This window comes from Xanthobacter autotrophicus, assembly GCF_005871085.1.
Classification (GTDB): domain Bacteria; phylum Pseudomonadota; class Alphaproteobacteria; order Rhizobiales; family Xanthobacteraceae; genus Xanthobacter; species Xanthobacter autotrophicus.
In genome coordinates, this window is sequence record NZ_VAUP01000042.1 from 67358 (window position 1) to 80182 (window position 12825).

Consider the following 12825-nt stretch of genomic DNA (forward strand, 5'->3'; position numbering starts at 1 on the left):
GGCAGCAGCCGCCCCGTCCCGGTCCCGCACGTCGGCGCTCCTCACACAAGGGCGTGCATCAAGCGGAACGCGGGCACGCCCGTAAAGGGGCCGGGCGCCAAAAGCGCTGGGGATATCGGGCACCCCGCGCAAAGAAGAGCCGCCTTGCGGCGGCTCCGAAGTCTGACAGGGAGAGTTGCCAGGTACTTGGTCCAGGTACTCGGTCACATGTCCGGTCAGGTGTTGGGAGGAACGCTGCGGACAAGTGGAGTTTGGCAGGCAGGGATTAAGGCCGCCTTAACGCGTGGCCGCTAAAAACCCTGCCCCCTCCGGTCAGCATCCCTACAATTTGAAAGCGGCGTCAGCCGCGGCGCGGGAGGCGAGCTTGGCGGTGAGCGCCGTCTCCAGGCGCGCGATCTCCGCCTTGAGGTCGGCGATGCGCTGCTCGATCTCGTCCACCGACAGGCGTGAGATGTCCGCCGCAACCAGCGGCGCGCGCGGCGGGGGCAAAGCTTCGTCGTCCATTGGCATCTTGCGCGCCCCTCCCTATTGTCGCCTCGCGTGGCGGTGCGGACTTCAGGTCCGAACCGCCTTCTCCTATTTTGCCCGTCCCCGCTTCGGTTAAAAGGGGGTGCTCGCAAGAGCTGCCAACTCTTTGACGAAGGCGGATTTCACCAGCCGGATTGAGTCGGACCGGCCGGTTTCCCCTCTCGCGCCGTCGCCTCAAGACACTGCGCCTCAGGCGCCGCGCCGCAAGTCCTTTCGGAAGTCCTTTCGGAGCCGTTCATGTCGTCCGCTGCCCCCGTGTCCCCTCCCCCCTTGCCTGAAACCATGACCGCCATCCTCATCTCCGCGCCCGGCGGGCCGGAGGTGCTGGTGCCCGGCACGCGCCCGGTGCCCGCTCCCGCCCCCGGCGAACTGCTGGTGAAGGTGGAGGCGGCCGGCATCAACCGACCGGACGTGATGCAGCGCAAGGGCCTCTATCCGCCGCCCCCCGGCGCGTCCGACATTCCGGGCCTGGAGATCGCCGGCACGGTGGTGGCCCTCGGCGAAGGCGCGAGCCGCTTCAAGGTGGGCGACCGGGTGTGCGCCCTCGTCACCGGCGGCGGCTATGCGCAATATTGCACCACCCACGAGGCCACCGCCCTGCCCATCCCCGAGGGCCTGAGCGCCGCCGAGGCGGCGGCTCTGCCGGAAACCGCCTTCACCGTGTGGAGCAACATCTTCGAGCGCGGCCAGCTGAAGGCGGGCGAGACCCTGCTGCTGCATGGCGGGTCCAGCGGCATCGGCACCACGGCCATCCAGCTCGCCAAGGCCTTCGGCGCGCGGGTGGTGGTGACGGCGGGATCGGACGAGAAATGCGCCGCCTGTGTGACGCTGGGCGCGGATCTGGCGGTGAACTACCGCACCCAGGATTTTGTCGCCGAGGTGAAGAGCTTCACCGCCGGCAAGGGCGCCAACGTGATCCTGGACATGATCGGCGGCCCCTACATCCAGAAGAATTACGAGGCGGCAGCCATGGACGGCCGCATCGTGCAGATCGCCTTCCAGCAGGGCGCCAAGGCCGAGGTGGACTTCATGCGGCTCATGCTGAAGCGCCTCACCCACACCGGCTCCACCCTGCGCTCGCGCCCGGTGGATGAGAAGGCGGCGCTGGCCGCCGCCATCGTGGAAAAGGTGTTTCCGCTGATCGCCGCCGGCAAGTACCGACCAGTGATGGACGAGACCTTCCCGCTGGCCAATGCGGCCGACGCCCACGCCCGCATGGATGCGAGCGCGCATGTGGGCAAGATCGTGCTGACGGTGGACTGAAGGGGAGCCGCTTACGCACGGCACGCGAGTCGCCCTCCGGCTGGGCCGGAGGGGACACCGTTGCGCCGCTCAGGGCCGCCAATCGGCGGGCGGCACGCCGCTGCGCTGGATGGCTTCCAGCACCTGGCGCTGGCGACGATCCGTGCGCTTCATGTGCACGGCGATGACCGCATGGGCCGAGGGCACGAGGAACAGAAGCGGGAAGATCAGGCCGAGCAGGATGCACGGCACGATCATGATCAGGTTGATGAGGGCCGAAATCGGCTGTCCGTTCACCAGCAGGCCGAGCGGCGGAAGCAGAGCGGCGAGAATGTAGATCATGGTCGCGTCAGGCCCTCCTTAAAGGCCTCGGCATCCATATGGTGCGGCTCAGCGCCCCCGCAAGGCATCGTGATAAGACTGTCGGCATCGGTCGTTGACCGATGCCAGGTGAGTGACGCTCAGGCGCCGCGCGGGCTTGACCCAAGGTGCCTTGGGCCGAACGCTGGCCCTGCGGATGGTTGATCACGACCGACGAAGCCCCTATTCGGAACGCTGGACCCGACGCGCCGCCCAGCTCCGAGGCGCGACCCTACGGAAACACACATGCCGCGCCACGCGCTGCCGCCGCAGGTTCTCATCCCCCTCATCGTCGCCTGTGCCCTGTTCATGGAACAGGTGGACGCGACCGTCATCGCCACCTCCCTGCCCGCCATCGCCGCTGATCTCAAGGAAGACCCGGTGGCGCTCAAGCTGGCGCTCACCTCCTATCTGCTTTCGCTGGCCGTCTTCATTCCGGCGAGCGGCTGGGCGGCGGACCGCTATGGCGCGCGCACAGTGTTCCGTTCCGCCATCGTCATCTTCACCATCGGCTCGATCCTGTGCGGGCTCTCCACCTCGCTCACCGATTTCGTGCTCTACCGCATCGTCCAGGGCATGGGCGGGGCCATGATGGTGCCGGTGGGGCGCCTCGTCATCCTGCGGTCGGTGCCGAAGACGGAGCTGGTGTCGGCGCTGGCCTGGCTCACCATTCCCGCCCTACTCGGGCCAGTGTTCGGCCCGCCCCTGGGCGGCTTCATCACCACCTATTTCGACTGGCGGCTGATCTTCTTCATCAACGTGCCCATCGGGGTGCTGGGGGTATTCCTGGCCACCCGCTTCATCGAGAATGTGCGCGAAGAGGACGTACCGCCGCTGGACCTGAAGGGCCTCGTCCTGTCCGGCATCGGGCTTGCCGGCCTCGTCTTCGGCTTCGCCGTGCTGGGGCAGGAACTGGTACCGGTGTGGGCCGCCCTCGCCGTGGCCGGAATCGGCGCCGGCGCCCTGTGGCTCTATGTGCGCCATGCGCGGGTCACGCCCCATGCGGTGCTGGACCTGAACCTGCTGCGGCATTCCTCGTTCCGCGCCGGCGTGGTGGGCGGCTCGCTGTTCCGGGTGGGCATCGGCGCCCTGCCCTTCCTGCTGCCGCTGATGCTGCAGCTGTCGTTCGGCCTGTCGCCCTTCGCCTCAGGCATGCTTACCTTCGCCGCCTCGGCGGGGGCCCTCATCATGAAATTCACCGCCGCACCTTTGCTGCGGCGGCTCGGCTACAAGCGGGTGCTGCTTGCCAATGCCGTGCTTTCGGCCGGCTTCATCGCGGTGAACGCGGCCTTCACGCCGTTCACGCCCCATTGGATCATCGTGATGCTGCTGCTGGTGGGCGGCTTCCTGCGCTCGCTCCAGTTCACCGCGCTCAATGCGCTGAGCTACGCGGAAGTGGAGCCGCAGGAGATGAGCCGGGCCACCTCCTTCGCCAGCGTGGCGCAGCAGGTGTCGCTATCCTGCGGCGTGGCGCTGGCCGGTTTCGTGCTGGAGACCATGCGCGCCGACCGGGGCGAGATGGCGGTGACCCAGGGCGACTTCGCCGCCGCCTTCCTGGTGGTGGCGGTGGTGAGCCTCACGAGCCTCGCCTTTTTCGTCGGCCTGCCCCGGAATGCCGGTGCGGAACTCACCGGCCGCAAGCCGGACCTCGCCGACCCGCGCAGCGAGGTGGGGCCGGATCACTGATCGCGGGGCGCCTGCGCCTCGGGGGTCTCAGCCGCATCCGTCCCGGCGTCATCGGTCGCGGCCCGGTCCGCCTCGCCCCGGAAGCCGGTGGCCAGCACATACAGCTCGGCAGAATCGGCACGGCTGGCGGCCGGCTTCACATGGCGCACCTGAGTGAAGTCGCGCTTAAGGTCGGCCAGAAGGGTCGCTTCCATGCCGCCCTGGATCACCTTGGCGAGGAAGGTCCCGCCCGGCGCCAGCACCTGGCGGGCGAAATCCACCGCCAGTTCCACCAGGCCGACGATGCGCAGATGGTCGGTCTTCTTGTGGCCGGTGGCGTTGGCCGCCATGTCGGACATGACGAGGTCGGCCTGCCCGCCCAGCATGGCGATCAGCCGTTCCGGCGCGTCGGGGGTCAGAAAGTCCATCTGGGCGAATTCGACGCCGGGAATGGGCTCGATCTCCAGCAGGTCGATGGCGACGATCTTGCCGAGGCCTTCCTCAAGGCCGATCTTCTTGGCCGCCACCTGGCTCCAGCCGCCGGGGGCGGCGCCGAGGTCCACGATGCGCATGCCGCGCTTCAGCAGCCGGGCCTTCTCGTCCATCTCGATGAGCTTGAACGCGGCGCGCGAGCGCCAGCCCTCGCGCTTGGCGCGGGCGACGTAGGGATCGTTGAGCTGGCGCTGCAGCCATTTCTGGGAGGACGTGGTGCGGCCGCGCGATTTTTTCACGCGCACTTTCAAAGGCCGGCCGTCCGGCCCGCGGGGTGGGGTGGTCACGCGCGTGCGTCTCCGGAGGGGGTGCCGGCGGGGCGGTTGCGCCGCCAGGCGCCGTCAGCCCGCATCAACTGCACCAACATGCCCTCGCGCAAGCCCCGGTCCGCCACCCGCAGGCGATCGGCGGGGAAAACCCGGCGCACCGCCTCCATGATGGCGCAGCCAGCCAGCACCAGGTCGGCCCGCTGGGCACCGATGCAGGGATTGGCCACCCGCTCCTCGAAGGACATGCACATGAGGCGCTCCACCACCTCCTCGATGTGGCTGGCGCCGAGCCACGCACCGTCCACCCGGGTGCGGTCGTAGCGGTCGAGACCCAGATGAATGCCGGCCACCGTGGTCACGGTGCCGGAGGTGCCGAGCAGGTGCAGCCGGCCGGGCGCGCGCACGCCCCAGCTCTGGCGCACGCCGTCCAGCATGCCGCAGACCTCGTTGACCATGGCATGGAACACATCGGGCGAGACACGGACACCGCCATGCCGCTCGGACAGGGAGACCACGCCCACTGGCAGCGACACCCACGAGCGGATGCGGGCGCGCGGCGGCCCGTCATCCCCCGCCGAGCGCCGACCCAGCCACACCACCTCGGTGGAGCCGCCGCCGATGTCGAACAGCACGGCGCCGTCACAGCTGGGGTCCACCAGCGGCGCGCAGCCGGTGGCGGCGAGCCCCGCCTCGGTGCGACGGTCCACCACTTCCAGCTGGAGGCCGGTGCGCTCTTCCACCCGGGCGCAGAATTCGGCGCCGTTGTCGGCGGCGCGGCAGGCTTCGGTGGCGACGATGCGGGCCCGGGTGACGCCGCGCAGGTCCATCTTGGCGGCGCAGACCTCAAGGGCCGCCACGGCCCGGCTCATGGCCTCGTCGCACAAGCGGCCGGTGGCGGTCAGCCCCTCGCCGAGGCGGACGATGCGCGAAAATGCATCCACCACCCGGAAGCTGCGGGCCGTGGGACGCGCCACCAGAAGGCGGCAATTGTTGGTGCCGAGATCGATGGCGGCATAGACCGCGCTGGCATGGGCGGCAGCATAATACGGCGCGTGATTCGCGAACACCGGAGGGGCGAGGTCAGGGCTCGTCGACGCGGCGCAGGGCGGTGCCTGATCGGAAGAAGCAGATTGGCCGACGGTGGCCACCACGTCGGGAGCGGGAAACGGGCGGGACGAATCGCAGCCAGCAGCCGGATCAATGGCCGCAGCCGCAGGCCCCGTCGTCCCGCTACGTGCATCCGTTACGCCTTCCGTAACGGCACGCTCGCGGCAAGACTGCCCCGGACCCGCTACGGGCCCGTGCGTCTCGTCCCTCATGTCCATCCCCTCGCCGCAAGGCGGAAACATGCGCTCAGGCCTGCCGCTGGGTCAGCGGCCGGCTGCGCCTTGTTGCCAGTGTAACAGCGCGGGCGATGTGTGCAATGCCGGGGCCTGCCTCCAACGAAGGCAGTGCCCCGAAAAAGGTCACTCGGCGGCGGCGCGACCCTTCAGGTCCAGGGTGAGGCCGGCGGCCAGTGCATCGGCGCGGAAGGCTTTCACCGCGTCGAGGGACAGCTCGGCGGCGGTGCGCGAGCCCAGCGCCGGCAGCTTCTTCAGCACGTCGGCGGGGGCGGTGATGATGTGGCAGCCCAGTTCGTCCGCCTCGATCACGTTCCACACTTCGCGGGTGGAGGCCCAGATGACCTCCACATTGTTGGTGGCGTTGGCCAGAGCCACCGCCCGCGAGATGGCGGGCTTGTAGTCGATGCCGAGGTCGGCGAGGCGGCCGGCGAACACCGAGATGATGGACGGGGCGCCGCCGGCCAGCGCCTTCACGCCCTCTTCCACCTGGGGAACGTCGAAGATGGCGGTGAGGTTCACCTTCACCCCGTCATTCACCAGGTCCCGCACCAGGTCGTACAGCGTCTCGCCGCGGGTGGTGGAGACCGGGAGCTTGACGTGGACATGCTCGCCCCAGGTGGCGATGACGCGGGCCTGGGCGCGCATTTCCGGGATATCGTCGGAGAACACCTCGAACGAGATGTGGCGATCCGGCACGGCGGCGACGAGATCACGGGCATAGGCCTCGTAATCGGTCACGCCGGCCTTGCGCAGCAGGGACGGATTGGTGGTGAAGCCGGCGATGTGGGGCTGCTTGGCCATTTCCACGATCTGCGCCTTGTCGGCCCCGTCGGTGAACAGCTTCACCTTCAGGTCGCTGAGCTTCACGGACATGCTTTTACTCCCTTGATCCCGTTTCGGCCCGCATCCTAGTGCAGCGGCCGACGCCGCCGCAATGCAAGGCGGGCCGATAATCGCCGGCCCGTGCGGCAGCGCGATGACGCAGGCGCCGCCCCAACGGCCATGGGCATTAACCTTCCATTGACCATGTCGGAAGGTTGGCCCGCCCGGCAACTTCCGGGAAAGGGGCGTCTGGCATGCTGCCTTCCATCCGGGGTCCCGGGCTTCAGTTTGTCAGGCGTTGAGAGGCGGGGATGGTGGCAACCGACATGGTGGAGCGCATGGCGCGCGCGATGCACGCTTTCTCCCGGCAGCGCTATCCCCTGCTGGAGCCGTGGGACGAGCTTTCGCCCGAGCGGCGCGCCTATCAGCGCCAGCTTGCCACCCACGCCCTCCAGGCGCTCACCCCCCACGACGTGATCGAGATCACCTCGCGCGCCGCGCCCGAGATCGTCGCCATCCCGGTGGAACCCACCCCCTGGGCGCTCGCCGAACTGCAGGAAGCCGCCATCGCCGACAACGGCACCGCCATGGATGCCAGGCGCCGCTACCGCTCCTTCCTCGCCACCGCCTCCCTGCCGCTGGCCACCCGCTACGCCGAGAGCGAAGGCGCCCGCTGAGCCCGCCCTATTCCGCCGCGAGGGCGACCTCTTCCGGCTGGGCGCGCCCGGACCGGCCGAGGTAGCGCCGGCACTGCTGCTCCTTGTCGTAGCCGAGCAGGGTGCCGAGCATGAAATCCTCTTCCGCCGTCAGCGTGTTGAGCGGCCGGGTGACCACCGCCCGCGCCACCGCCACGAAGGCCGGGCGGCCGAAGAAGAGGTTCACCTTCACCGGGCTCACCTCCTGCACGAAATGGTCGATGCCGTGGCGCCCGAGCCGCGCCAGCACCAGCGGCAGCTCGGCGCGGCAGAGCGTCATCAGGAACAGGGCGCGCACGCCCCGCCCGTATTCGTAGACATGATGCTGGAACAGTCGCATCACCGGAGCGGCGCAGCCCTCCGCGACGGCGGCAGCCGGGGACGGAGGCCACAGGGCCTCCTCCGCGAGGGACGCATCCACCGGCACGTCCATGCCGGGGCCTAGAGCAGCTTGCTGAGCCATGCCGTCACCCGTTTGTCCGTCAGGCCGGATTGCGTATCGAGATCGAGGGCGAGGCCGACGAACTGGCCGTCCCGCTCCGCCGTGGAGCCCACATAGTCGTAGCCGGCGGTGTCGGTGAACCCGACCACTACCGCGCCGAGGTCCGTCACCTCGTCGTAGAGGATGCCGATGGCATCGACGAAGGAGGTGGGATAGCTCTCCTGGTCCCCGGTGCCGAACAGCGCCACCTTCCTGCCCTTCAGGTTGGCGCTGCGCAGCTTGTCGATGTTCTCTTCCCAGTCGGTCTGCAATGTTCCGTCGCCATAGGTGGGCGAGCCGAGGATGAGGAGATCGCTATTCTCGAAATCGGCCTTGGTCGCGGTCTTGATGTCCACCGAACGGCCCTGGCATTTCTTTGAAATCTTGGACGCGACCCCTTTCGTGGCTCCGCCATCGGAGCCGAAGATCACCGTGACAATCATGGACTTGTCTCTTTATGGAGTGATTCAAATCTGAAAACGGAATGCTGACTGGCATCGGCACCCCAACTTGCAAACAAATGCTAGCCATACGAATTTAGCTCAACAACAGAGGATATTCACGGATTGAATAATCGAAAAATTCAGCGTACCCATATGTTGTATTGAAAACGAACGATCGAGAATTATTACAAATCGATCTTCAGTTTCGATTTATTCTGATGTGAATGAGCGCAGTCTTTGAAGACCGCCCGGATCGGCGCCTGCAGCCCTCTTCGGCGCTGCATGCGCCGTCATGGCCGGGCTTGTCCCGGCCATCCACGCGGGAAGGCCAGGAGGGGCTTTCGGATGCCTTCCCAAGCGGTTCTGCGCGGATGCCCGGGAGCGGATGCCCGGGACAAGCCCGGGCATGACAGGCGCGAGCGCGGGTATGCCCTTCCGAATGTCCAAACGGCTATGAGGCGCGCGCTACCCCACCGCGTCCGGACGCGACCGCCCTCAGCGCAGCATGAAGCCGATGGCGAGGGCGTTGGCGATGTCGATGAAGAAGGCCGACACCAGCGGCAGGATGATGAAGGCGATGGGCGCCGGCCCGTGGGTGCGCGTCACCGCCGTCATATTGGCGATGGCGGTGGGCGTCGCCCCCAGGCTGATGCCGGTGAAGCCGGCCGCCAGCACCGCCGCCTGATAGTCGCGCCCCATGGCCGGGAACACCACGAAAAGGATGTAGAGCACCGCCACCAGCGTCTGCAGGCCGAGCACCACCGCCAGCGCCGGCCCGAGCCCGCCCAGCGTCCACAGCTGCATGCTCATGAGCGACATGGCGAGGAAGATCTTCAGCGACAGGTCGGAGATGAGCGCCAGCGCCGGGGTGCGCGCCGGCCACGCCATGCGCGGCATGGCATGGGGCAGCGTGTTGGTGAGGACGATGGCCACCAGCAGGCACACCACGAACAGGGGCAGCTTGATGCCGGTCTTCTCCACCAGCCCTTCCAGCGAATAGGCGGTGAGGATCACCACGTTGAGCACCAGCAGCGCGCTCAGGATGTTGCGGTAGGTCACCTTGCCGGCGTCCGGCCCCACGTCGTCGTCGGGCAGGCCCACCATGGGGGCCAGGATCTCGTCGCTGCGCAGCTTGAAGCGGCTGATGAGAATGCCCGCCACCGGCCCGCCCACGAGGCTGGCGATGACGAGGCCCAGGGTGGCGCTGGCGATGCCCACTTCCAGGGCGTTGGGCAGGCCGAAGCGCTCGGAGATCGCCGGCGCCCAGGCGATGGTGGTGCCGTGCCCGCCGATGAGCGACACCGAGCCGAGCAGCGGTGCGAGGCCGTCCGGCAGCCCCAGCGCCTTGGTGCCGCCGATGGCCACGGCGTTCTGGAGCCCGAGATAGACCACGGTGAGCCCCAGCAGGATGAGCAGCGGCCGCCCGCCGAGCGCCAGGTCCGACACCCGCGCGTTGAGGCCGATGCCGGTGAAGAAATACAGCAGCAGCATGTCGCGCGCGGCGAGATCAAACGAGATGGCAAGGCCGAGCACGCGATAGCACAACAGTGTCACCACGGCGGCGAGCAGGCCGCCGGTCACCGCCTCTGGAATGTTCCAGCGGCGCAGCGGGGCGATCACGCCGTTGAGGCCGGCGCCGATGAAATACACCACGATGGCGAGGGTGAAGGTGAGGAAGCCCGAGACCTCAAAGGTGGCTGGCATGTCTTCCCCCGCAGTTCCGGCTGGTGTGATGGTTTCATTGGGCGGCGGCCCGACCGCCGCCGATATGCTCTAGCCGCGCGGGGCGGAAAGCACAAAGCCTTCCACCCCGGCAGATGTGGTGGTGAGAATGGCACCGCTACCCATGGCCAGCGGCCGCTTCATCGCCTCAGAAACTGCCGACAAGGGTGCCGAGCCCGATCACCACGGCAAGGGCGATGAGCGCGCCCACCACCGCCGCCATGACGATGTCGAGATAGCCCTCCTTGTGGGTGATGCCGCACACCGACAACAGCGTCACCACCGCGCCGTTGTGGGGCAGGCTGTCGAGGGTGCCGGAGCCGATGACGGCGACGCGGTGCATCAGCGCCGGGTCCATGCCGATCTCGGCTGCGATCTTCATGTAGGTGGGACCGAGCGCATCGAGGGCGATGGTGAGGCCGCCGGAGGCCGAGCCGGTGAGCGCGGCAAGGATGTTGGTGGCCACCGCCAGCGACACCAGCGGCCCGCCCTGGATGGACAACACCCAGTTGCGCACCTCCATGAAGGCCGGCAGCGAGGCGACGATGGCGCCGAAGCCCACGAGGCTCGCCACCGACATGATGGGCAGCACCGAGGCGTTGGCGCCGGCCGTCATGGTGGCGCGCAGTTCCGGCACGCTGCGGAAGTTGATGACGATCACCGTGATGATGGCGGCGGTGAGCGCCACGATCACCGACCACACCCCGCCCACCGCCGAGAGGCTGGTGTTGCCCCACTGGTCGGTGGCGAGGAAGGCGGTGTCCATGCGCGGCAGGATGGCGAAGGACATCAGAAGGTTGACCACGATCACCACGATGATCGGCAGGGCCGCGAGCAGGATGGGCGGCTGCCGGGCCGCCTCGTCGCTCGAATGGATCTCGGAGGGGTCGAACGCGCCGGCGGTGGTCGCCCGCTCGCGCACCAGCGGATCATCGGCGGCCAGCTCGGCGGATTCGTCGGGCGCCGCGATCAGCGCGCCGAAGCCCTCGCCCTTGGCCCGCGCCGCGTTCTCCCGCAGCTTCAGCCACCACATGCCGAAGCCCAGCATGACCAGCGAGGCGATGATGCCGAGGCCCGGCGCCGCGAACGGCGTGGTGCCGAAGAACGGCATGGGAATGGCGTTCTGGATGGAGGGCGTGCCGGGCATGGCCGACATGGTGAAGGTGGAGGTGCCGAGCGCGATGGCCGCCGGCATCAGCCGCCGCGGCACGCCGGACGAGCGGAACAGGGCGACGCCCATGGGCGCGAGCACGAAGAAGGCGACGAACAGGCTGACGCCGCCATAGGTGACGATGGCGCCCGCCAGCACCACGGCGAGGATGGCCCGCTGCGGCCCGAGCTTCTGTGTCATGGTATTGGCAATGGAGGTGACCGAGCCGGAATCCTCCATCAGCTTGCCGAACAGCGCCCCGAGCAGGAACAGCGGGAAGAACTGCGCGACGAAATCCGCAGCGTTGCGCATGAAGGTCTGGGTCCAGCTCGCCAGCAGCGGCTCACCGGAGAAGGCGGCCGCGATCAGCCCCGCGATGGGCGCGAGGATGAGGATGCTGGAGCCCCGGAAGGCCAGGAAGATGAGGACGGCAAGGCCGACCAGGATGCCGATGAGACCCATGGTTCACAGCTCCTGCAGCAGTTCTTCGAAGCGGACGGTGGACGCCTTGCCGATGTCGTGGCCATGGTCGTCGAGGAAGACCTGGGCCGCCTTGCGCCCCTCCTCCTTGAGCATGGTCAGGAAGTCCCACTCGGCGTTGAGCTTCGAGGAGAAGCCCAGCTCCGCCATGATCGGGTTGCGCACGATGTGCACCCGCATGCGCGCCCAGTTGCAGGCTTCCGTGTCGCCCGAAAGCTCGCTGACGTGCCGCTGCAGCATCGCCATCATGTACAGCTCCTTCACCGCCACCGAATTGAAGGACACTTCATTGAGGCGGTTGAGGATCTCCGACGGCGTCTTGGGCGTGCCGGGCCGCTCCAGCGGGTTGATGGGGACGAGGATGGTGTCGTCCGACGTCAGCTCGCTCACCAGCGGCGCCAGGGTGGGATTGCCCGAATAGCCGCCGTCCCAATAGGCCTCGCCGTCGATCTCCACCGCCTGGAACAGGGTGGGCAGGCAGGCCGAGGCCATCAGCACCTCGGGGGTGATGTCGGCGTTGCGGAACACCCGCGGGCGGCCGGTGCGCACATTGGTGGCGGTGATGAACACCTTGATGGGCGAAGAGCGCAGGCGCTCGAAGTTGATCTCCTTGGCCAGGATCGGCGCCAGCGCATTCCCGCCCATGGGATTGTACTGATACGGCGAGAACATGCGCGTCATGATGTCCATGAACAGGAAGCCCGGCGCGCTGTCGAGCGACCAGCGGCCGAACATCTTGTCGATGGGCGAGCGCTTGAACGGGCTGAAGCGCGCCGCTTCGGACACGTGGCGCCAGTAGCTTTCCAGCGCCTGCTGCGCGCCCTGCCGGCCGCCGGCGGCATAGCCGTCCGCGAGCACCGCCGCATTCATGGCGCCGGCGGAGGTACCGGACACGCCCTCGATGTCGAGCCAGGTTTCCTCCAGCAGGCGGTCGAGGACCCCCCAGGTGAAGGCACCGTGGGAGCCACCGCCCTGAAGCGCAAAATCAACAAGTACCGGTTCCCGTTCCATCTTCGACACCTCTGTGAACGCGCCGCGTCGCCGTCGTCGCCGCCTCTTGCAGCCCCCGGTCGTGCCCTCCCCGATGTCGTGGAGCAGATGCCGGCCCGACGGAAGGTCGCCCGGCCGGCAAA

Annotated in this window: 13 protein-coding genes; 3 read left to right on the plus strand and 10 right to left on the minus strand. The window is 68.0% G+C overall.

The features are described 5' to 3' along the window. Positions 1-321: 321 nt before the first annotated feature. Positions 322-504, minus strand: a complete 183-nt coding sequence (locus tag FBQ73_RS22005) for a DUF1192 domain-containing protein (RefSeq protein WP_246089904.1) — start codon at positions 502-504, stop codon at positions 322-324. Between the two features lie 261 nt (positions 505-765). On the opposite strand from FBQ73_RS22005, the gene FBQ73_RS22010 reads away from it, so the two are divergent. After that, positions 766-1791: an NAD(P)H-quinone oxidoreductase gene (locus FBQ73_RS22010; RefSeq protein WP_138401637.1), complete on the plus strand. Its 1026-nt coding sequence runs from the start codon at positions 766-768 to the stop codon at positions 1789-1791. Between the two features lie 69 nt (positions 1792-1860). On the opposite strand, the gene FBQ73_RS22015 is transcribed toward FBQ73_RS22010, so the two are convergent. Continuing rightward, a complete protein-coding gene (locus tag FBQ73_RS22015) occupies positions 1861-2112 on the minus strand; it encodes a hypothetical protein (RefSeq protein WP_138401638.1) in 252 nt (83 codons plus the stop codon). A 264-nt stretch (positions 2113-2376) separates the two neighbouring features. On the opposite strand from FBQ73_RS22015, the gene FBQ73_RS22020 reads away from it, so the two are divergent. Further along, positions 2377-3816 carry an MFS transporter gene (locus FBQ73_RS22020; RefSeq protein ID WP_210236864.1) on the plus strand — a complete coding sequence of 480 codons (1440 nt, stop codon included), beginning with the start codon at positions 2377-2379 and terminating at the stop codon, positions 3814-3816. Here the strand turns inward: FBQ73_RS22020 and FBQ73_RS22025 are convergent. The 3 genes from FBQ73_RS22025 to FBQ73_RS22035 all read right to left on the minus strand — a co-directional run bounded on the left by FBQ73_RS22025 (position 3810) and on the right by FBQ73_RS22035 (position 6772). Next, entirely contained in the window at positions 3810-4574 is a 765-nt protein-coding gene (locus FBQ73_RS22025) for an RlmE family RNA methyltransferase (RefSeq protein WP_138401639.1), read from the minus strand. The two genes, FBQ73_RS22020 and FBQ73_RS22025, sit on opposite strands and share 7 nt — an antisense overlap. Next, the gene (locus tag FBQ73_RS22030; protein ID WP_246089906.1) at positions 4571-5875 is read right to left on the minus strand and encodes a Ppx/GppA phosphatase family protein; all 1305 of its coding nucleotides are present in this window, start codon (positions 5873-5875) and stop codon (positions 4571-4573) included. The genes FBQ73_RS22025 and FBQ73_RS22030 overlap by 4 nt, the downstream gene beginning before the upstream one ends. Positions 5876-6022: 147 nt before the next feature. Beyond that, complete coding sequence (locus FBQ73_RS22035) at positions 6023-6772, minus strand: transaldolase family protein (protein ID WP_138401641.1); 750 nt, start codon at positions 6770-6772, stop codon at positions 6023-6025. A 260-nt stretch (positions 6773-7032) separates the two neighbouring features. Between FBQ73_RS22035 and FBQ73_RS22040 the strand changes: the two genes are divergently transcribed. After that, the gene (locus FBQ73_RS22040; protein WP_138401642.1) at positions 7033-7398 is read left to right on the plus strand and encodes a hypothetical protein; all 366 of its coding nucleotides are present in this window, start codon (positions 7033-7035) and stop codon (positions 7396-7398) included. Positions 7399-7405: 7 nt separating this feature from the next. Here the strand turns inward: FBQ73_RS22040 and FBQ73_RS22045 are convergent, their stop codons facing one another. The 5 genes from FBQ73_RS22045 to FBQ73_RS22065 form a co-directional block, all read right to left on the minus strand. Continuing rightward, a complete protein-coding gene (locus FBQ73_RS22045) occupies positions 7406-7879 on the minus strand; it encodes a DUF2023 family protein (protein WP_246089909.1) in 474 nt (157 codons plus the stop codon). Then, positions 7858-8340: a flavodoxin FldA gene (fldA, locus tag FBQ73_RS22050; RefSeq protein WP_138401643.1), complete on the minus strand. Its 483-nt coding sequence runs from the start codon at positions 8338-8340 to the stop codon at positions 7858-7860. Before fldA ends, FBQ73_RS22045 begins: the two co-directional genes overlap by 22 nt. A gap of 495 nt (positions 8341-8835) precedes the next feature. Then, the gene (gene gltS, locus FBQ73_RS22055; protein WP_138401644.1) at positions 8836-10044 is read right to left on the minus strand and encodes a sodium/glutamate symporter; all 1209 of its coding nucleotides are present in this window, start codon (positions 10042-10044) and stop codon (positions 8836-8838) included. A gap of 166 nt (positions 10045-10210) precedes the next feature. Continuing rightward, positions 10211-11674 carry a GntP family permease gene (locus FBQ73_RS22060; protein ID WP_138401645.1) on the minus strand — a complete coding sequence of 488 codons (1464 nt, stop codon included), beginning with the start codon at positions 11672-11674 and terminating at the stop codon, positions 10211-10213. Between the two features lie 3 nt (positions 11675-11677). Continuing rightward, positions 11678-12703: a patatin-like phospholipase family protein gene (locus tag FBQ73_RS22065; RefSeq protein WP_138401646.1), complete on the minus strand. Its 1026-nt coding sequence runs from the start codon at positions 12701-12703 to the stop codon at positions 11678-11680. Between the last annotated feature and the right edge of the window lie 122 nt (positions 12704-12825).